Raw genomic sequence first — 19,546 nt, 5'->3', positions numbered from 1 at the left:
TCACTCCACCGCCCCCGAAACCCTTCGCACCGGCCCCGACCAGCAGAAAGTACGCGCGAGGGACCGCCTCCCGCACCGCACCCGGCCCGCGCTCACCCCGTATACCTCGGGTGCAGCAGCGTCGACGGCGCCAGGTCCGCCGCCTCCGGCGGCGCCGCCAGCACGCCGGCGCCCGGGGGCAGCGTCGGGGCGAGGGGCCGGCGGGCGGCGAGCACGAAGCCCCAGCGGTCGTCGCCGTCCCCCGCCTCGTACGCCGACGGGGCCAGCCCCGCGGCCCGTACGGTCGACGCCACCGTCCACAGGCTGTGCGCCGCGTCCCCGGACCCCCCGGCCGTGCCCGACCCCGCCCACGTGGCCGCGTGCACCACCAGCCGTCCCCCGTCCGCCAGCGCCCGCCCCGCCAGCCCGTAGAACTCCTGCGAGTAGAGCTTCGTGCTCCCCGTGTTCTCCGGCCCCGGCAGGTCCGACACGATCACGTCGTACCGCCCCCGCGGCGCCGACCGCCGCAGCCAGTCGAACGCCTCCGCCTGCACCACCCGCAGCCGCGGGTCCCCGTACGCGTGCTCGTTGAGCCGGGTCAGGCGCGGGTCCTCGGCCGCCAGCCGGCTCAGCTCCTCGTCCAGCTCGACGACCGTCACCTCCGCGACGTCGGCGTGCCGCAGCGCCTCGCGGGCCGCCAGCCCGTCGCCGCCGCCGAGGACGAGGACCCGCCGCCGCGAGTCCGGCGCGGCCAGCGCCGGCTGCGTCAGCGCCTCGTGGTAGCGGCGCTCGTCCGCGGAGTCGACGCGCAACTGCCCGTCGAGGTAGAGCGCCACGGAGCCGTTCTCGTCCGCCGTGAGCACGATCTCCTGGACGTCGGTCCGCTCCGCGACGCGCACGTCCGAGCCGTAGACCGCGTTTCTGGCCGCGCGTTCGAAGGGGGCGGACAGGAGCGCGGTGAGCGCGAGCAGTGCGAGGACGGTCGCGTTCGCCGCGAACAGCGCCCAGCGCGCGCGCCGGCTCAGGTCGTGCCGGAAGAGGTACAGCACGAGCGCACTCCCCGCCGTGGCGTTGACCGCCCCCGTGATGAGCGCGCTGGAGAGCTGCCCGAGCCACGGCAGCAGCACGAACGGGAACGCCAGCCCGCCGGCCAGCGCCCCCACGTAGTCCGCGGCGAAGAGGTCGGCCACCGCGCCGCCCGGGTCCTGCCGCCGGACGCGCTGGATCAGCGTCATCAGCAGCGGCACCTCCGCGCCGATCAGCACGCCGATCGCCAGCGCGTACGCCACGAGCACGAACCGCGGCTGCCCGAACCACGCGAAGCACGCGTGCAGCGCGATCGCCGAGAGCCCGCCGAGCAGCGCGAGCACCGCCTCGACCGCGCCGAAGGCGACGGCGGCACGGATCCGCAGCCGCTTGGCCAGCAGCGATCCGACGCCCATCGCGAAGACCATGACGGAGAGCACGACCGAGGCCTGGGTGACCGAGTCGCCGATCAGGTACGACCCGAGGGCGACCAGCTCCAGCTCGTACACCAACCCGCAGGCGGCGCAGACGAAGACCGCGGCGAGCACGAGAAACCGCCCGGTGGCCGGCGGCACCGGGAGGGCGGGCGGCGGCGTGCCCGGCGGCGCGGGGGCGCGGCCGGGGGCGCGCGTCGTCTGCTCGTACGGTTCGATCACGGAGGAACGATACGTTTGCGCCGGTGCCGCCCCTTGTCACCCACACGTGTGCAATATGTCCCGGACACGGGTGAATTGACCGTGTCCACGGCAACACTGCACGGCAACACCGGCGGCGTCCGACGACCGTCCTAGGCCGGCTCCGCGACCCGCGTGGCCATCGTCGTCCGCGTCGCCACCAGGCGTCCTTCCTGCGGATACGCGTGCCACGTGCGCCAGCAGACGATGTCGCCCTGGCGGTGCACCAGCAGCGCGGTGAACGCGTGCGGGCTGCCCGGGAACGTGCCGGCGAGGCCGCGCGGATGGTCGGCGACCAGCGCCAGCAGCTCCTGCGCCCGGGACTCGAACGCCCCCCGGGCCAGCGTCTCGACCCGGGCGGCGAACTCGTACTCCCACCCCGCGACCTGCTTGGCCACGCCGAGGGGGAGCGGGGTGCTGCTGCCGGCCAGGCAGGCGACGGTCTCGGAACAGGCCGAGTCGCCGTCTCTGAGCAGCACTTGATGCGAGGCCCCGAGCAGTCTGAGCTGCACGTCGGCGGAGCCGAGGCGCAGGTCGAGCACCGCGAGGGCCGGCATGGGGTCCATCCCGAGCCGCCATGCCAGGTCTTGGGCCCGAGTATCCGTGTACGAGGTCTTGAGAGTGGTGAGCATGGGTCGGCTCCGCAGGCAGGGTGGAAAGACGTCGGGCCGCCCGCCCTGATGGCGGGACCACGGGTACGGGCGCAGGCCGAGAAGCGTGCGGGCACGCTCCGGCAGAAGGAAATGCGCCCGGGAAATACGGAATCACGAAGTGCGGCCCGCCGACAGCGTTTTTACCCTTCTTCACCGGGTTTCCATCGCGCGGGCGCGCGACTGGTCAGTTGTTCACTTTCTGACAACTAGCACCCGCCGCCGCCTCCGTCACCGCCGCCACCCCCGCCGCTGTCCCCGCCACCGCTGCCGCCCGTGTCTCCGCCCCAACCGCCCGCGTCCGTCCCGCCGGTGGAACCGCCCGCGCGGCCCCTGCGCCGCGCGCCGGACGCGCCGCGGTGGGTGCTGCCTCCTGAGACGGCGGCGGACAGAAAGGTGACCAAACCGATCGCGACCACGCCAAAGATGAGGAAATCCATCGGACCCTCCTAATCTCCCCCGCCCCCGCGGAGGTCCGCTGTACCCCCGGATGTGCCCGGCGCACGGCCACCTCAACCCTCCGCCGTGCAAGCATGTCCCCATGGGACGCCCACCGCTCAGCAGCCGCCTGACCCCCTTCGTGACCACGATCTTCGCCGAGATGTCCGCCCTCGCCGTGCGCACCGGGGCGATCAACCTGGGCCAGGGCTTCCCCGACACCGACGGCCCCGCGGAGGTCGCCGAGGCCGCCGTACGGGCCGTGCGGGAGGGCCGCGGCAACCAGTACCCGCCCGGGCCCGGGATCCCCGAGCTGCGCCGGGCCGTCGCCGCGCATCAGCGGCGGTGGTACGGGCTGGAGTGGGACCCCGAGTCGGAGGTGCTCGTCACCGCCGGGGCCACCGAGGCCGTCGCGGCGGCGCTGCTCGCGCTGCTGGAGCCGGGCGACGAGGTGATCGCCCTGGAGCCGTACTACGACTCGTACGCCGCGTGCATCGCCATGGCCGGCGCCCGCCGCGTCCCGGTCACCCTGCGCCCCGACACGGGCGCCGCGCCCGCCGAGCCCGCCGCGTACCGTCTCGACCTCGACGAGCTGCGCGCGGCCGTCACCCCCGCCACCCGCCTCATCCTCCTCAACTCCCCCCACAACCCCACCGGTACCGTCCTGGACCGCACCGAGCTGGAAGCCGTCGCCGCCCTCGCCCGCGAGCGCGACCTCCTCGTCGTCACCGACGAGGTCTACGAACACCTCGTCTTCGACGGCGCGCACATCCCGCTCGCCTCCCTCCCCGGCATGCGCGAGCGCACGGTGTCGATCTCGTCCGCCGGCAAGAGCTACTCCTTCACCGGCTGGAAGGTCGGCTGGGTGACCGCCCCCGCGCCGCTGGTCGCCGCCGTGCGCACCGCCAAGCAGTACCTGACGTACGTCAGCTCCGGCCCCTTCCAGTACGCCGTCGCCGAGGCCCTGGCGCTGCCGGACTCCTACCTCGCGGGCCTCCGCGCCGACCTGCTGCGCAAGCGCGACCTGCTCGCCGCCGGGCTGACGGAGGCGGGCCTGCGCGTCTTCCGCCCCTCCGGCACGTACTTCATCACCGCCGACATCACCCCCCTCGGCGAGAAGGACGGCGTCGCGTACTGCCTGTCCCTGCCCGAGCGGTGCGGTGTCGTCGCGGTGCCGACGCAGGTGTTCTACGACGACCCGGAGGCCGGGCGCAGCATCGTGCGGTTCGCCTTCTGCAAGAAGGACGAGGTGCTGGCGGAGGCGGTGCGGCGGCTGAAGGAGGGCCGGCCGGCGTAAGGCAGGTGTTCGTCAGCTCCGGGCGCGCTCGACTGTCCGATGCGTGGATCGGCGGGCAACCGGGCTGTCAGTGCCGGCGGTTAGGGTCCGCACATGACTGATGATCGACTGGTGCGTAGCTTCTACGACCTGGCCTTCGGTGTGGATCCCGGGGGAGCCAGGAAGGACGCCCACTACGTGCGGGGCAGCCTTGAGGAGGTGCGGCGCGATCTCGCCGCGGAGCTCGCCGAGGACATCAACCTGTACCTGCTCTGCTGGTATGGCGCCCGCCTGACTCTGGATGTCTACCAGGAGGGGAAGAAGACCGACTCGATCGACTTGCATCCGTTTCTCACGATCTCGATCGCGGGTTACCCGGACATCACGTTCACCGGTCCCGGGGAGCCGGTCGGGTACGACTTCGAGGCGGATGAGGAGGCAGAGGACGAGACGACGACCCTGTCCCACCGCATGTTCGCAGGGGACCTCGGAGACGCGTGCAAGGTCGCCGTCCACTGGGACCGGATCGAGGTGCCGGCTCTGGGCGGGGAGGTCGTCCGTGACGGAGACGTGGTCGCGCTGCACCCGCTGCCCGGCCATTTCGAGGAGACCGCCGCATACGGCTATCAGGACTTCGAAGAATGACCCCCCGCCCGCCGGCCTGCGCGGAGGGGGTGATCACACCTTCTCGTAGACCGAGACGTGTGAGCGGCTGGTCGCGTCGAAGGGGCGGCGGTCCCATCCGGCGAAGCGTTCCCGTAGCCGCATCCCCGCGAGCCGTGCCATCAGGTCCAGCTCGCTCGGCCAGCAGTAGCGCAGCCGCAGCGGACGCAGCGAGGTCCCGTTCGCGTCGAACGTTACGCGCTGGTACGTGACCGCCTGCGCGACGGGGTCGTGGAGCAGGAACTCCATGTTCACCGCGTCCACGGTCAGCGCGCGGGTGGCGACCCGCTGGTTGCGGTCGAACTCCGTGAGGTCCTGGACGAAGCACTCGATGACGAAGAGGCCGCCGGGCTCCAGGACCGCGGCGACGTTGCGGAAGCAGTCGACCTGCCGGTCCTGGTCGGGGAGGTTGAACAGGGTGTTGAAGACCAGGTAGGCCATGTGGAACGGGCCGTCCACCGGCACGTCGGCCATGTCGCCGAGGGTCACGGGGATGTCGGCGCCGCCGGGCTTCGCACGCAGGTGCTCGACCATGGCCGGGGAGCCGTCGATGCCTTCGACGGCGACACCGCGGGCGGCCAGCGGCAGCGCCACGCGGCCGGTGCCGACGGCGAGTTCGAGGGTGCGCGCGCCGGCCGGGACCAGGCCGGCGAGGAAGTCGACGGTGGGGGTGGGCTCGTAGAGGTCGGCGTGGTCGTACTCGTGGGCGTAACGGTCGAAGAACGCGGGGTCGTTGAATACGGTCACGGTGGGGGAGTCAAGCAGCGCGGGACGGGGCGGCGCGAGCGAATTTCGGCGGGGGCGCGGTCCGTACGGGCACGGGCCGTACGGGCCCGGGCGCGTGGGCCCGGCACCGCACGCGCCGGGGGCGGGCGCCCCGCCTGCCGGCAGGACGCCCGCCCCCGGAGCGTGGACGGCTACTTCGTCTCCAGATCCCGCCGGCGGAAGCCCAGCAGGCCCACCCACACCAGCCCCACGGCTATCGCCGTGAGCACCAGCAGCGGCGGCCACGACATGTCTTTCGCCGGGAGCTGCGGTACGTGCCCGAAGGGGGACAGGTCGTTCAGCACGTCCGGGAACTTGAGGATCTCGCCGAGGTAGCCGACGACGAACCCGTACACCGGCACCACCCAGGCCGCCGCCACCGCGCGCGGCGCCCAGCCGAAGAGCGCGACCGCCAGGCCGATGGCGACCCACAGCGCGGGCGCGTACGCCAGGGCGGCGCCGACGAGCCCCAGGAACAGCCCGCCGTCGCCCGTGGAGGCGGCCCCCGAGGCGCCGAAGCCGATGCCCGCGAGCAGCATCAGCAGAGTGCCGCCGGCCGCGCCGACGAGCGCGTGGCTGAGCACCCACCGGTCGCGCGACAGCGCGGTGGCGAGCAGCGGCTCCGCGCGGCCCGCGGACTCCTCCGCGCGCGGGCGCAGGGCGGCCATCACGACGTAGATCGAGCAGACGACGGCGATGACGATCATGACCACCGAGGCGAACGACTCGGCCACGTTGGCGCCGCCGATCTCGGCGAGCTGCTCCTCCAGTTCGTCGATGCCGTCGATCATCTCCTCGGCGTCGCCGAGGATCGACCCGTACATCACGCCGAGCAGCAGCGCGCCTGCGCCGAAGCCGAACAGCAGCCCGCGGTGCAGCCGCAGCGCGAAGCCCAGCGGGCTGGTGAGGGTTTCGGAGCCGACCGGGCTGCCGAGGCGGGTGGCCTTCAGGCCCGCGCCGACGTCGCGGCGGGTGCTGAGCACGAAGCCGGCCGCCGCGCAGACCCCGGCCGCGACGAGCACGAGCAGCAGCGGCCACCAGCGGTTGTCGACGTAGACGTACGTGCGCTGGACCCAGCCGATCGGCGAGAGCCACGACACCCAGTCGCTGCCCACGTCGCCGGCGGCGCGCAGCGCGTACGCCGCGCCGATGACGGCCATGGCCATGCCGGACGCCCCGCGCGCGTACGCCGTGACCTGCACGGTGATCGCTGCGACGGCGGCGAAGAGGAGGCCGATCGCCGTGTGCGCGAGGCCGTAGAGCAGGGAGCCCGTGCCGTCGACGCCGTCGATGCCCATGCCGGCCATGCCGCCGGCCAGCAGCAGCCCGAGCGCCACGTTGGCGACGACGGCGACGCCGAGCGCGGCGGCGAGGTAGGCGTGCCGGCCGACGACGGCGGAGCGTACGAGCTCGGCGCGGTTGGTCTCCTCCTCGGTCCTGGTGTGCCGGGAGATGATGAGCACGCTCATGATGCCGACGAGCACGGCCGTGAAGCCGAGCATCTGGTGGCCGGTCATGGAGCCGATGTTGTAGTCGTCGAGGTAGCGCTCGGGGCCGGTCATGGCCAGGCCGGCCGGGCTGTCCATGGTCTTGGCGATGTCGGCGCGCTTCTCGGCCGTGTCGTACGACGTGTCGAAGCTGCTGACGCTGGAGACGGTCCCGAGGAACAGCGCGAGCACCCAGACGGGCAGCCGGACGCGGTCCCGGCGCAGCGCGAACCGGAACAGCGTCCCGGCGCCGGCCAGCGCCCCGGTGCCCTCGGCGGCGCGCGGGGGTGCGGGGGATCGGGTCTGCGCGGCGCTGGTGGCGCTCGCGGCGGAGGGGGTGGCAGACATCAGGCCGCTCCCGCCTCCGAGTGGTGGCCGTTGTGCTCCAGCTCGTCGCCGTAGTGGCGGAGCATCAGCTCCTCCAGGGTGGGCGGGTGGCTGACCAGGCTGCGGATGCCGAACTCGCCGAGTCGCCGCACGGCGGCGTCCAGGTGCTCCCCGTCGACGGCGAAGTGGACCCGGCTGTCGTCGGTACGGAGCTGGTGGATGCCCGGCAGCTCCTCGATGCCGGTGGCGGGCCGCTCGGTCTCGGCCTCGATGGTCGTACGCGTCAGATGGCGCATCTCGCTGAGCGTGCCGGACTGCACGATCTTCCCCAGCCGGATGATGCTCACCCGGTCCGCGAGCTTCTCCACCTGCGCGAGGATGTGGCTGGACAGCAGGACGGTCTTGCCCTCGGCCTTCGCCTGGATGATGACGTCCTGGAAGATGACCTCCATGAGCGGGTCGAGGCCCGCGGTGGGCTCGTCGAGCAGGAGAAGCTCGGCGTCGGAGGCGAGGGCGGCGACGATGGCCACCTTCTGCCGGTTGCCCTTGGAGTAGCTCCGGCCCTTCTTGGTCGGGTCGAGGTCGAAGCGCTCGATGAGGTCGTCGCGGCGCTTCTTGTCGATGCCGCCGCGGAGCCGTGCGAGCAGGTCGATGGCCTCACCGCCGGTGAGGTTGGGCCACAGCTCGACGTCCCCCGGTACGTACGCGAGTCTGCGGTGCAGCGTGACGGCGTCGGCCCAGGGGTCGCCGCCGAGCACCTGGGCGGTGCCCGTGTCGGCGCGCAGCAGGCCGAGCAGCACGCGGATGGTGGTGGACTTGCCGGCGCCGTTGGGGCCGAGGAAGCCGTGCACCTCGCCCGTCGTCACGTCGAGGTCGAGGCCGTCGAGCGCACGGGTCCGGCCGAATGTCTTGGTCAGGCCGGAGACGGTGATTGCCTTGGTCATACCGTGTAAGCTACACGAACATTCACAAATTTGTGAAGTTAAGAAACCGTTAGGGTCGACCATGACGGTGCCGGACCGGGAGAACGTAGAAACGTGGCAGATCAGCAGCGTGACGAGCGCGGTGGGCGCGCAGAGCGCGGCGACGGTGCGGAGCGCACGGATCGCGCGTCCCGCGACGAGTCGGCCGTGCTGAGATACGTGGAACGAGTGGCCGGCGAGCTCACCGAGATGGGCATGCAGCGCATGGCCTCGCGGGTCTTCGCGTGCCTCCTGGCGGACGACTCGGGCGCCCTCACCGCCGCGGAGGTGGGCGAGCGCCTGCACGTGAGCCCGGCGGCGGTCTCGGGCGCGGTGCGCTACCTCGCGGCGGTCGGCCTCATCACCCGCGAACGCGAACCGGGCTCGCGGCGCGAGCGGTACCGGATGGAGAGCGACCGCTGGTACCAGATCTTCGCCCAGCGGGAGCACATGATCAGGCGCTTCGAACAGACCCTGGACACGGGCGTCGGCATCCTGGGCCCGGAAACCCCGGCGGGCCGGCGGATCGAGGAGACGACGGAGTTCTTCGCGTTCCTCCGGGAGGAGAACGGCCGCCTGGAACAGCGCTGGTGGGACTACGTCAAACGCCGCGACGAGGCAAGAGCGGCGGGGGAGTGACGGGTCCGGCCGGTCACCCGCGGGGACACCGGTCGACAGGCGAGCCGGGAGCGGCCCCGGCGTCCTCCCGCACGCCGGCCCTCGAAGGCAGCGCCGCCCGAACAGCGTCGCGGCCGGCAATACCCCGGTAGCCACCTCGACGGGCCGAAACTGCACGACGGCCGGGCGGATTGAACCCACTCACAACGGCGACCGGACCGAGCCCGGCACGCACTACCCTTCCGGCCCTCGCGGCGGCCAGACGGGCGGTGGAGGAGGCGGAGGCGGCGGAAACGGGGACGAGGGCTGCCCATAGTTGCGCGGAGGCGCGGCAGGAGGCCACCACCGGCGAACGGTCCCGCGCTTGCGGATGCCCATCGCGGCACCGAGCACGGTGGAGAGCATGATGAGGCAAGCGCAGACGGCGAAGCCCACGGTGACCACCGCCCACCGCAGGAAGCCTTGCTTAGGGGTGATCCGCCCAAGAGGGTCGGCGGTTACGGTTACCTGGTCACCCACCCTGAGATCACCGCAGCGAATGGAGCCGAGGACGGGATCTCCGTCGGGTTCCTCAAGCCTGCAGGTGGGAAAATTCCGGGCGTGCTTCTCCACCTCGGTCACGATGGCGTGTGTCCTGTACCCCCTTTGGTGCAGCACGAGGGCCTCGCTCGCCCCGGTGAAGAGCAATAGAAGGGCCAGGGCAGGGAGGACCAGAAGTAAGACAAGGAGGCCGTTACGAACAAAATGATTGAGACGCCACACGCCGAAACACAGAAGCGCAAGCAGAGGGCCGCCGACCGCGTATGCAAGCCAGTCTTCCGTAGTGATTCCACCGAAGACGAGTAGCGCGAACAGGCCGCATATGAGCAGGCCGAGTGCGACGGCAGTCAACAATACACGGCCCTTGGAAGCCGTCTGCTCGAACTGATCGATCCGGTAGGGCCAACTACGCTCTGGAGTGTAGGCATCTGAAGACACGGTCTGCCTCACATCTTCTCGTCGGGATCGAGTCCCTCCACGAAGTACGAATTTCCCCCGATGGTCGCGACGACCGCTGCCAGCGGAAGTACCTGCTCTGGGTCGAGAAAGTATCCCATCACGAGGAGACCGAGGCCACCCTCCGGCGGCGTCGCCAAAACGACTGCTAGGCCGATACGCACTTGCTCGGACTTATGGGTTGCGAGGGTGGAGGGATCTCGCAGCGGTGGGAATGCATCAAATCGCCCGTTGCGCGAGAACTCGGGCTGTGAGATGACACCGAATCCCAGCCCCATCTCAGTTGGGAAAGATTCCAGAAAGACCTCCCGATCGTGCAGCCGACTGCCCAATTGCCGTTCCATCAGCGCGGTGAGGTTTATGTCCGCAGAAGTTGGGGGCACTTCAACAACACCAGTGCTGATCTGCCACGTGGCGGGTCCATTCTCAACATCTTCAGGAACAGTTATGATGCCCTGCGAGATCATTCCTCGGTGAAGCATCGATGTGCGCCAGTACAGCAGCGCTTCGATGAAATCTCTTCGCACCTGGCTGTTCTCGTGCGGGTAGCTGCTGTCGATCAGTTCTCGGAAGCGACGCTCAACGGTCTCAGGATCTCCCCCATCTGCGAGGAGGTCGAACCAATCCTGCGGTACATAAAGAGCGACTCGACCTGACCCGTCAACTTGTTCGCCGTAGTGGGCATAATCCCGCATCGTTCACTCCATTCCAATAGGCGGTCTCCGCAGAGGCTGCACTAGTGGGTTACTCACCTCCGTCGCCTCTTCCATGGCCGTCCCCACGCCTTCTTGCAGTGCATCTGCAGACCGCCTCACATCCTTGTCGGGGAAAAATTGAGTCGGACGGTCTCCGCCATAGAGAAGCCAATCCCTGGTGTCCGTGAACGCCTCGAATGTCCCCCCTGGGAAGAGCCCCATGGCGTTGCTTTGCCATGTGGTGGTGAAGCGTGTCATCTGCCAGCCAAACTCGGTGAGGGACCTGGTTCTACCTCCTGCAAGCACAAGCCTGAAATAGCTCGGGTAGGAAGGCAATCCAGGCTTGATTCTCGATGCGTTCGCGATGAGTTGTGAATATGACTTGGAAACGCCGGCAACTCTCATCAATTTCAGGCCGGCACCGAATGCCCCGAGGCCCAGCGCAAGTGTGACAGCGTTGATGATCACGGTGGGATCTTTGAGGGCCTGGAGGAAGCTGCCCGTAGTCCCTACCGCGGCCAGGTATGAAGTCAGCAGCGCAACACCTCCGAGTATGAGAGCAGGTGCGGCGAGGAACTGCAGCCCAGGGATCAGCGAGAGCAAACCGAGAAGCGTGCCTGTGATTCCGGCGAGTGTGGAGATGAACGAGAGCAATGGCGCGAGTTCTTCCAGCATCGCGGTGATATCTTCAAGGACGCCGTCCACCAGCTCGGTCAGCGAGCCGACCGCCGCGCCTATTGCTTCCCCGATCTTGTCGAAGAGGCCCGGTTCGTTCGGGGCGATGTCCATGGCTCGTTTCAGGCGTTCGGCGATGTCCTCGCCCTGTGACCGGTAGCGGTCGGCCAGCCTTGCGGCGCGTTCCCGGATCTGTTCGAGGGCGCTCTCCGCGTTGCTGACGGCAGTCTCCGCCCGGGAGCGATCCTTCGCGTCCTGCTTGGCCTCGCGCTCCTCGCGGTCGTTCGTGGGGACGTCGTGCCACTCGGGTTCGGGAGGCAGTCCCGCCAGGTGGGTCTTCGCGTTCTCAGCCCGGGACTTCGCCGCGCCCGCCTCGTCTTCGAGTGCGCGGGCCTGCAACTGCTGGGGCGGCATGTACGCGGCCCATTCCTCCAGCGCGGCGGCCGACCGGGCGAACGAGTCGCGGGCTTTGTCGATCTTCGGTCTGAAGTCGTCGTTGAACTGGCGGCGGAACTCCTCCGCGGCCTTGCCCCGCCACTCGCCGTCGCCGCGGCCGTTGAGCACCTGCGATATCTCGTCCAGCGAGCGGGCCGCGCGACGGACGACGCCCGCGACGTGTTCGGCGGCACGCTGGTCGCCGGGGCACGGGTCGAACCCGATCGCGGGAAAGCGGGCCCTGGCCTCTTCCGTGTGTCCGGGGCCGAGCTGGTGCCACGACGTCATGCGGACTTCGACCCCCCGGACTTGCCGCCTTCGCGCAGCGCCTGGGCGAGGTCTTCGTCCAGGCCGGCGAAGGACTTTTTGATCTCCAGCAGTGCGTCGGCCGCTCGGTCGGAGAACTTGGTGAGCTGCTTGATGCCGTAGGACCACTCGTCACCGAAGTCGTCCATCCGCGAGGCGAGCTTCTCCACCCCCATGTCCGAGCCGTCGAGCTGCTCCATCTCCTCGCCGGGCTTCTTCAGCACCTTCACGATGTGCATGAGGTCGTGCCGGGTGCGATCGAGCATCTCGCCGTCGACGTATAAGTCACCCATGGTTTTCCTCCCGCGGCCTGGTCCAGCCGCTGTGGTTTGTGCGGGCTGGTCAGGACCGGTGCCCGTGCCGCGGTCAGCGGACGACGGACTGGATCTCGTTGACGGTGACGTCCTGCGGCGTGCCGAACGTCCCTGAGGGGAGTTCGGTGGGGTCGGGGTGGTTGGTCCCGGTCCAACTGACCCCCCAGGTGACGGTGGCCCGGAAGGGGTACGGACCGGTGGCCTCGGAGGAGCGCAGGTACTCCACACCGCACGGGGGCGGACCCTCGGCCCCGGCGGGACGCTTCTGGCCGATGCCGCCGTCGTCGCCGAGGGGACACTCGCCTGACTCCGGGTAGGTGATCGCGTCGTCAGTGCCAGGATCGATGTGTACGCCGGTGGGCCGGGCGGTGGTGGTGGCGGAGATGCCCAGCACGTCGACGGAGGCGGTCGCCGACACCGGGTGGAACGTCGCTTCGTCCAGCGAGACCCAGGTGGGCAGGTTCACGACTTGCTTGTCGTCGGCGGGCTGGAGGGTTGCGGTGCCCTCGGGGATCTGGATTTCGTCGTAGGCGAGTTGGGCCAGGATCTCGGGCGTGATGGTGTTCTCGATCTCGGCCGGGGGATCGTCACCGGTGTCAACCCAGAACGGCATCTCGCCGCAATCTGCGGCGGCTGGATCGCTCGCTCGGGCAGGGTTCTTGTACGCACCCCACCAGTAACCTTCGTCGCTCTTCTCGACGTTGAAAGCTCCGTGCTTTCCGTTTACGTACTTATCCTTCATCGACTCCGCGTTTGTTGCATCGTGCTGCGGACTCATATCGACCATGCCGTCGAGTCGAGTCTGCGCAGCTTCCTCCGCCGTCCATTTTGGCGCGTACCAGCATGCGGGAGGCGCCCAATCTCCCGTCGGAGCTAGCGAACCTGAGCCCTCTCCACCGCTACCAACAGAGTGCGCGTAGGTAACCTCGGCACCGGCCGTTGCGGAGATCTGACCATTTCCGGATTTGGCCTCCTCCGTGACCGACGATTCAGTGCTGTGTTTGCCCTTCTCGGCGTGGGCCACGTTTGGTAAGAGTGCTAATGTGGCGATTGCTGAAACAACGGCTAACGCGCCGAGTTGCCGCCTTAAGGCTGGCATTGCTGTGCCCCCCGCTCCGAGAGCACGTTTACAGTCTGCCAGACGCCTTTGTCATTTTTCTCGAGTCTTGTGTTATAGAACACGTAGGCATCCTTGGTAGCAGGCGAGCGGTCAACCTCGCCGGTCTTACCGTCCTTTACGAACGCCTCGCTTTCGTCTGCGCAATAGAGCACAGCAGCGGCACCGTCATCCCGGAATGTAACTTCACGATCGAAGTACCGGGTCACTCCCACCCACGTGTCGCCCACCTCAACCCATCCCCTGATGAACTCCGCAGCGGACGCCAGGGCTACCCCGCTGCTGTAGAACCTGAGTCCCTCGGTCTCCTCCTTCCCCTGGAAGATGGCATCGTCGATCGAGTTGATCCGCTCCGCGTTGTCCGCGAGGACCGCGTCCTTCTTCGGGTCCCCGGTCTCGGTGTCCTCGAAGACGTTTTTCGCGTCGTCCGGCAGCTTGATCTCCGGCCGGCCTGAAGCCTCCGCCTCTGTCGGTGGCTCGGAGGGTGTGGACGACGGCTTCGATCCGGTGATCTTGTCGTCGCCGTCCTCGTTGTCGCTTCCGCCGCATGCCGTGAGCAGCAGCAGCGCCGCGATGGCGAGTGCACCGGTGGATGCCCTGCGTCGGGGCACTGCCCCGGATCGCGCTCGTCTCCCGCAACCGGGGGTGGGCTCGGTACCGGCAACGGTCGCCGTGGCGGGGGAGAGAGGGCGGCCAGTCACAGTCAACTCCGGGTGGTGAAGGGAAGATGCTTGTGATCTGACGCTATCGAGTGTGGGCGCTGGGGCACCACCGTCGATTTCCAGCCCGCTATCGCCTCTTGAGGCAAGTGGAATTTCATTTGATGGCTGGTCGCAAGCCAGTCGGATTCTCGGCAGGACCAGCCGGGCGGCCGAAACAGCTGACGGCTCCAGCCCGGCTGCGGAGTCGGCCCGAGGCCGGGGCCGATGCGCGTGCGGTTACCCGGCGGGCTGCCGGGTGAGGTCGCCCCAGACTCGTTTGCCGAAGTTCAGCGGATCGGTTCCCCAGCGCGTGGTCAGCGCGTCCACGACGAGGAGGCCGCGCCCGCCCACCTCGTCGTCGCCCGGTGTCCGGCGGGCCGGCGTCGTACGGGACTTGTCCACCACGGCCACCCTCACGGTTTCCGGGCTGGTACGCGTGACCGTGACCTTGATCAGGTGGCAGGCGGTGTGCTCCACGGCGTTGCCGACCAGCTCCGAGACGACCAGCGCGGCGTCCTCGGCGAGATCGTCTATGGCCCACGCCGCCAGTGCCGCACAGATCAGCCCCCGGGCCGCCTTCGCACTCTCGGCGGCTCGGGGCAGCGTCCGGGTGAATCTCGGGTGCCGGGTGGGACTTGTGGTGCTCGCGGTCATCGCCAATGCCTCCGGTCTCAGGCTTGGCATCACCGTGCCGGTGGGTTTATCGAACACGCAAGAGAATCTGCACCGGGTCACTCGTTGCGTAGGAAGTGGCACATGCCATGTCAGACGCATCTGCTGGTGCGGAGGGTGGTTGGTGTGTCATGCTGCCCAAATCGCCGTAAAGCGCGAACAGTTGCGCCAGAAAGGCAAGCACATGGCAGCCCCCCACAGACCAACAGCCCGCCGGATCGCGCTCGGTCATGAACTGCGCGAGCTGCGGAAGGCGGCTCGGCTCAGCATCGAAGAGGCCGTGCAGGGGATGTCGTTCAGCGACACCAAGCTGCAACGGGTCGAGACCGGACTGCAAGACCTACGAAGCGCGGGCGACCTGCGCAAACTCCTCGACCGATACGGCGTCACCGACGAGGAGGAAGTCGATCGACTGGTCGCGACTCAGCGGGACGCCGCCAGCCGGGAGTGGTGGACACCGAGCGCCGCGAACATGAGCGCGGGTATGCCGCGGTTTCTGGGGATCGAGGCAGCGGCCCACGAGATCCGCGGCTACCACCCGACCATTGTCCTGGGGCTGTTGCAGACAGAGGCGTACGCGCGCACGCGGCATGAGAGCGCCAAGGTGACGGATGAGACCACGAGTGAGTTCGTCGATGAGAGCGTGCGCGTGCGAATGAGGCGGAAGGAGGCTCTGGTTCGGGATGAGGATCCGCTGAGGCTGTGGGCGATCATGTACGAACCTGCACTTCGCCACATCGTCGGCGACAGCGACGTGATGCGAGAGCAGTACGACGAGATCGCCAAACTGGGGGCACTCGACAACGTAACCGTGCAGGTGCTGCCTCAGACCATGCAGGGCCATTTGTTCGTGCACGACTTCAGCATTCTGCTCCTCGGTGACAACCTGCCGACGACGGTCCAGGTGGACACCGCATTCGGGACATCGTCCATCTCAGACAAGCGCCGAGAAGTCGGGCGGTTCTCAAGGCAGTTCGAGGCGCTGTCACGATCTGCGCTGCCTCCGGAGGACACCCCGAAGTTCCTGCACCGACTATCACGAGAGATCACGGAATGAGCGAAGACATGCCCAACATGACCGCACCTGTACTCGCCGGGGTTGCCGTCTGGGTCAAGTCCTCCTACAGCGACAACGGCACCAACTGCGTCGAGGCCGCCGACCTGACCCGGACCCTCCACAACGGCGTCGCCGTCCGGGACTCCAAGGACCCCGACGGCCCGGCGCTGCTGTTCACGCCGGAGGCGTTCGCCTCCTTCGTCGCCGACCTGCGGGACGGCCGGTTCGACATCTGACACCGCCGCACCACCCCTGATATCGCCGTCCCCCGCGGGAAGTGGGGGACGGCACTGTGGGCGGTCAGTCGATTCGGCGGGCAGTCTGGCCGATGATGCGGATGATGCACTCGACGTCGCGGTCGGCGTGCAGAACGGTGAGTGTGTGGTGTGCGGCGGTCACCGCCACGATCAGGTCCACCGGGCTGGCCGACTGGTGCCAACCGCGATCGGCCAGGTGCCGCTGTACCCGGGCGGACTGCTGCCAGGCGTCGTCGGGCACGCTGTAGTAGGGAAAGGTCTCGTGCAGCACAGCGTCGGCGTCGTAGAAGTCGGGTCGGCCACCGACAGCGCGCAGATACTCCTGGCGAACCGGCTCGCACAAGCCGACCAGCCCCGCCGTGACCGTCTCGTCCCACCCGGGCGAGGTCTGGCGACGGTAGAAGCGGACGAGTGCGGACGTGTCGGCGAGGAACCCCTCCCTCACGCTGCGTCCGCCGGGTCCTGACCAGTCGGGTCCGAGGTGGTGGCGTTCTCGTCGATGAGGTCGAGGTCGACCCTGCCGTCAGCGACCATCTGCCGCATGCGTTCGATCGCTGCGGCACGCCGCCGCCGGTCGTTGATCTCCCGAAGTGCGGCGTTGACGGTGTCCTTCTTCGTGCTCGTTCCCAGGTAACGCGCGGCCTCGGTAAGGGCCTCGTCATCGACGTCGATCACGGTCCGAGTCATGGGCGTCACCCTCCGCGTGCGGGATATATACTTTGGTATTCAGGATGTCAAGCCTGCGGAGTGCTTCCGTGGTCACCGGGTCGGGGCGGTGATCAGGCTCCAGGCGTTGGGGTGGGCGGTCCAGGTGCGCTGGCGGACCGGGGGGCTGAGGAGGGCGTCGGCGCGGTAGCGGAAGTCGCTGCCCCAGACCCGTACGCTCCGGGCCTCCGTGTGCAGCGGGTCGCCGGGGCCGCGGGGGCGGATCACCACCCGGGCCAGCCCGCTCGTCGGGTCGGTGACGACCCTGACCTGCGCCGCCCGGCCGTCCAGGTCCGCCAGCAGCACACCGTCCGCCTCGACGCGCAGGCGGAAGCCGTTCTCCGGGGCCGGGTCGGCTTCGTCCTCCGCGGTGTCCTCGTCGTACGGGGCCGGCGCCCACCCCGCGCCGTCGGCCTCCTCCGTGCCGTGACCGCCCGGCGGCGTCCGCGCCGTTCCGTCCGCGCCGCCCGACTCCCAGCCGCCCGTCGCGTCCTCCGCGCCCCACTGGGTGACCACCGGCGGCGGGGCCGGCTCGCGCACGCCCTCGTTCCGCTGGCCCGCCGCCCGCGCCGCCACGGCCCGCGCCGCGAGCGCGCGCAGGCCCGCCGCCGGGGTCCACTTGCGGGCGCCGCCGCCCGCCGCCGGGCCCACCCGCTGCGTCAGCCCCGCGAGGCCGCCGAGCGGGGTGCCGCCCGGTGCCCCGCCCGGCGTACCGGCGCCTTCCGGCAGTCCGGCACCGCCCGGCGTCCGGGGGCCGGGTCCTGTCCGGTGGTCGTCCGCCGGCCTGTGGGCATCCGCCGGTCCCGGTGCGCCCGCGGGTTCGGGCGCGCCCGGGCCACCCGGGCCGCCCGGGGCCGCCTCCTCCGCCGGCAGGCCCTGCGCCGGCAGGCGCAACGCGTCGAGCACCACCCCGCCGCGGTCGTCCACGAGCAGCCCCAGCCGCCGCTCCTCGCCGTCCAGCACCGTCCGGGCCGCGTCCACCGTGCCCGTCGGCACCCCCAGCGTCGCCGCCAGCGTCCGCGCGGTGCCGACCGGGACCAGCGCCAACGGGGCGTCCGCCAGCGTCTCCTGGCGGCGCAGCTCGCCCACCACCCTCAGGAACGCCCGGTCGTCACCGATGACCACCGGCCGCCGGGCGCCCCGGCGGGCCAGGGCGCGGGCCAGTTCCGGCGCGCTCTCCGGCAGGCAGATCTTCGTGGCCGCCGCCGCGGAGAGCACGTCCCTCGCGATCCTTACGGCTTCCCCGTCCGCCCGCCGTGCAGCGGGGTCGATGAGCACGAGCAGTGAGCGCCCGGTGGGGTCTGGAGCCGACACCACGGTCCTTCCTCAGGTAATCTCTCGGTGCAAGAGCCCCTGTCGCACTTGTGCCAGGGGCTTCGTCTATCCGGGGCCCGGTCCGATCCCCGGTGCACGGCGCACCGCACGTTGGACATGCCCCGCCCGGAAGGGGTGTACGCCTGTGCCCGCACTTGTGCTGCTCGGTGCTCAGTGGGGTGACGAAGGCAAGGGGAAGGCCACCGATCTGCTCGGCGGCTCGGTGGACTACGTGGTGCGCTTCCAGGGCGGGAACAACGCCGGGCACACGGTGGTGGTCGGCGACCAGAAGTACGCGCTGCACCTGCTGCCGTCGGGCATCCTGTCGCCGGGCTGCACGCCGGTGATCGGCAACGGCGTGGTCGTGGACCCCGAGGTGCTGCTCGGGGAGCTGAGCGCGCTGCAGGCGCGGGGCGTGGACACGTCGAAGCTGCTGCTCAGCGGCAACGCGCACCTCATCACCCCGTACCACACCGACCTCGACAAGGTGACGGAACGGTTCCTCGGCACGCGCAAGATCGGCACCACCGGCCGCGGCATCGGCCCGGCCTACGCCGACAAGATCAACCGCGTCGGGATCCGGGTGCAGGACCTCTTCGACGAGTCGATCCTGCGGCAGAAGGTCGACGCGGCGCTGGACCAGAAGAACCAGATCCTCGCCAAGCTCTACAACCGCCGCGCCATCCGCCCCGACGCCGTCGTCGAGCAGCTCCTCGGCTACGCCGGGCAGTTGCGCCCGTACGTCGCCGACACCACCCTCCTGCTCAACGACGCCATCGACGCCGGGAAGGTCGTCCTCTTCGAGGGCGGGCAGGGCACGCTCCTCGACGTCGACCACGGCACGTACCCCTTCGTCACCTCGTCCAACCCGACCGCGGGGGGCGCCTGCACGGGAGCCGGCGTCGGCCCCACGCGGATCAGCCGGGTCATCGGCATCCTCAAGGCGTACACAACGCGCGTCGGCGCCGGACCGTTCCCGACCGAACTGCTCGACGAGGACGGCGACCGGCTGCGCACCGTCGGCGGCGAGCGCGGCGTGACGACCGGCCGGGACCGGCGCTGCGGCTGGTTCGACGCCGTGATCGCCCGCTACGCGACCCGCGTCAACGGCCTGACGGACTTCTTCCTCACCAAGCTCGACGTGCTCACCGGCTGGGAGCGCATCCCGGTCTGCGTCGCGTACGACATCGACGGCCGGCGCGTCACGGAACTGCCGTACAGCCAGACGGACTTCCACCACGCCACACCCGTGTACGAGATGCTGCCCGGCTGGTCCGAGGACATCTCGAAGGCCACGACCTTCGAGGAGCTGCCGAAGAACGCGCAGGGCTACGTCAAGGCGCTGGAGGAGATGTCGGGCGCGCCGGTCTCGGCGATCGGCGTCGGTCCGGGGCGGGACGAGACGATCCAGATCAACTCGTTCCTCTGAGCCTCTTC

At 69.7% G+C, this 19,546-nt stretch carries 20 protein-coding genes; 6 read left to right on the top strand and 14 right to left on the bottom strand.

Annotated features, from left to right (window positions below):
- Positions 1-92: 92 nt before the first annotated feature.
- Together O7599_RS18085 and O7599_RS18080 are read right to left on the bottom strand one after the other, a co-directional pair.
- Entirely contained in the window at positions 93-1,661 is a 1,569-nt protein-coding gene (locus tag O7599_RS18085) for a polyamine aminopropyltransferase (protein WP_281623191.1), read from the bottom strand.
- Positions 1,662-1,792: 131 nt separating this feature from the next.
- Positions 1,793-2,311 (bottom strand): DUF2617 family protein, encoded by a 519-nt coding sequence (locus tag O7599_RS18080; RefSeq protein ID WP_281623190.1) that lies wholly within the window; start codon positions 2,309-2,311, stop codon positions 1,793-1,795.
- A 559-nt stretch (positions 2,312-2,870) separates the two neighbouring features.
- Between O7599_RS18080 and O7599_RS18075 the strand changes: the two genes are divergently transcribed.
- Both O7599_RS18075 and O7599_RS18070 read left to right on the top strand, forming a co-directional pair.
- The gene (locus O7599_RS18075; RefSeq protein WP_281623189.1) at positions 2,871-4,064 is read left to right on the top strand and encodes a pyridoxal phosphate-dependent aminotransferase; all 1,194 of its coding nucleotides are present in this window, start codon (positions 2,871-2,873) and stop codon (positions 4,062-4,064) included.
- Positions 4,065-4,157: 93 nt separating this feature from the next.
- A complete protein-coding gene (locus tag O7599_RS18070) occupies positions 4,158-4,688 on the top strand; it encodes a hypothetical protein (protein ID WP_281623188.1) in 531 nt (176 codons plus the stop codon).
- A 33-nt stretch (positions 4,689-4,721) separates the two neighbouring features.
- Here the strand turns inward: O7599_RS18070 and O7599_RS18065 are convergent, their stop codons facing one another.
- The 3 genes from O7599_RS18065 to O7599_RS18055 all read right to left on the bottom strand — a co-directional run bounded on the left by O7599_RS18065 (position 4,722) and on the right by O7599_RS18055 (position 8,229).
- Complete coding sequence (locus O7599_RS18065; RefSeq protein WP_281623187.1) at positions 4,722-5,453, bottom strand: class I SAM-dependent methyltransferase; 732 nt, start codon at positions 5,451-5,453, stop codon at positions 4,722-4,724.
- Positions 5,454-5,623: 170 nt separating this feature from the next.
- Positions 5,624-7,306 (bottom strand): ABC transporter permease, encoded by a 1,683-nt coding sequence (locus tag O7599_RS18060; RefSeq protein WP_281623186.1) that lies wholly within the window; start codon positions 7,304-7,306, stop codon positions 5,624-5,626.
- Entirely contained in the window at positions 7,306-8,229 is a 924-nt protein-coding gene (locus O7599_RS18055; RefSeq protein WP_281623185.1) for an ABC transporter ATP-binding protein, read from the bottom strand. The genes O7599_RS18060 and O7599_RS18055 overlap by 1 nt, the downstream gene beginning before the upstream one ends.
- 93 nt (positions 8,230-8,322) lie before the next feature.
- Here O7599_RS18055 and O7599_RS18050 point away from each other — a divergent pair, with 93 nt between their 5' ends.
- Positions 8,323-8,886 carry a helix-turn-helix domain-containing protein gene (locus O7599_RS18050; RefSeq protein WP_281623184.1) on the top strand — a complete coding sequence of 188 codons (564 nt, stop codon included), beginning with the start codon at positions 8,323-8,325 and terminating at the stop codon, positions 8,884-8,886.
- A 965-nt stretch (positions 8,887-9,851) separates the two neighbouring features.
- On the opposite strand, the gene O7599_RS18045 is transcribed toward O7599_RS18050, so the two are convergent.
- The 6 genes from O7599_RS18045 to O7599_RS18020 all read right to left on the bottom strand — a co-directional run bounded on the left by O7599_RS18045 (position 9,852) and on the right by O7599_RS18020 (position 14,758).
- Positions 9,852-10,556 carry a hypothetical protein gene (locus tag O7599_RS18045; RefSeq protein WP_281623183.1) on the bottom strand — a complete coding sequence of 235 codons (705 nt, stop codon included), beginning with the start codon at positions 10,554-10,556 and terminating at the stop codon, positions 9,852-9,854.
- Between the two features lie 3 nt (positions 10,557-10,559).
- Positions 10,560-11,954: a cell envelope integrity protein TolA gene (locus tag O7599_RS18040; RefSeq protein WP_281623182.1), complete on the bottom strand. Its 1,395-nt coding sequence runs from the start codon at positions 11,952-11,954 to the stop codon at positions 10,560-10,562.
- A complete protein-coding gene (locus O7599_RS18035; protein WP_281623181.1) occupies positions 11,951-12,265 on the bottom strand; it encodes a hypothetical protein in 315 nt (104 codons plus the stop codon). Before O7599_RS18035 ends, O7599_RS18040 begins: the two co-directional genes overlap by 4 nt.
- Before the next feature lie 73 nt (positions 12,266-12,338).
- Entirely contained in the window at positions 12,339-12,899 is a 561-nt protein-coding gene (locus O7599_RS18030; RefSeq protein ID WP_281623180.1) for a hypothetical protein, read from the bottom strand.
- Between the two features lie 473 nt (positions 12,900-13,372).
- Positions 13,373-14,014, bottom strand: a complete 642-nt coding sequence (locus tag O7599_RS18025) for a hypothetical protein (protein ID WP_348652615.1) — start codon at positions 14,012-14,014, stop codon at positions 13,373-13,375.
- Positions 14,015-14,341: 327 nt separating this feature from the next.
- Complete coding sequence (locus tag O7599_RS18020; protein WP_281623178.1) at positions 14,342-14,758, bottom strand: ATP-binding protein; 417 nt, start codon at positions 14,756-14,758, stop codon at positions 14,342-14,344.
- Here O7599_RS18020 and O7599_RS18015 point away from each other — a divergent pair.
- Together O7599_RS18015 and O7599_RS18010 are read left to right on the top strand one after the other, a co-directional pair.
- Positions 14,745-15,833, top strand: coding sequence for a helix-turn-helix transcriptional regulator (locus tag O7599_RS18015; RefSeq protein ID WP_348652614.1), 1,089 nt, complete (start codon positions 14,745-14,747; stop codon positions 15,831-15,833). The two genes, O7599_RS18020 and O7599_RS18015, sit on opposite strands and share 14 nt — an antisense overlap.
- On the top strand, positions 15,830-16,069 hold the full coding sequence (locus O7599_RS18010) for a DUF397 domain-containing protein (RefSeq protein ID WP_281623177.1): 240 nt from the start codon (positions 15,830-15,832) through the stop codon (positions 16,067-16,069). The genes O7599_RS18015 and O7599_RS18010 overlap by 4 nt, the downstream gene beginning before the upstream one ends.
- A 64-nt stretch (positions 16,070-16,133) precedes the next feature.
- Here the strand turns inward: O7599_RS18010 and O7599_RS18005 are convergent, their stop codons facing one another.
- The 3 genes from O7599_RS18005 to O7599_RS17995 all read right to left on the bottom strand — a co-directional run bounded on the left by O7599_RS18005 (position 16,134) and on the right by O7599_RS17995 (position 18,109).
- Entirely contained in the window at positions 16,134-16,535 is a 402-nt protein-coding gene (locus O7599_RS18005; RefSeq protein ID WP_281623176.1) for a PIN domain nuclease, read from the bottom strand.
- Positions 16,532-16,777, bottom strand: coding sequence for a type II toxin-antitoxin system VapB family antitoxin (locus O7599_RS18000; protein ID WP_281623175.1), 246 nt, complete (start codon positions 16,775-16,777; stop codon positions 16,532-16,534). The genes O7599_RS18005 and O7599_RS18000 overlap by 4 nt, the downstream gene beginning before the upstream one ends.
- 72 nt (positions 16,778-16,849) lie before the next feature.
- Positions 16,850-18,109: a diacylglycerol kinase family protein gene (locus O7599_RS17995; protein ID WP_281623174.1), complete on the bottom strand. Its 1,260-nt coding sequence runs from the start codon at positions 18,107-18,109 to the stop codon at positions 16,850-16,852.
- Positions 18,110-18,254: 145 nt separating this feature from the next.
- Between O7599_RS17995 and O7599_RS17990 the strand changes: the two genes are divergently transcribed.
- The gene (locus O7599_RS17990; RefSeq protein WP_281623173.1) at positions 18,255-19,538 is read left to right on the top strand and encodes an adenylosuccinate synthase; all 1,284 of its coding nucleotides are present in this window, start codon (positions 18,255-18,257) and stop codon (positions 19,536-19,538) included.
- The last annotated feature ends 8 nt before the right edge of the window (positions 19,539-19,546 follow it).

This window comes from Streptomyces sp. WMMC500 (genome assembly GCF_027497195.1).
Classification (GTDB): Bacteria; Actinomycetota; Actinomycetes; order Streptomycetales; family Streptomycetaceae; genus Streptomyces.
This window is presented reverse-complemented; position numbering and strand designations above follow the sequence as displayed.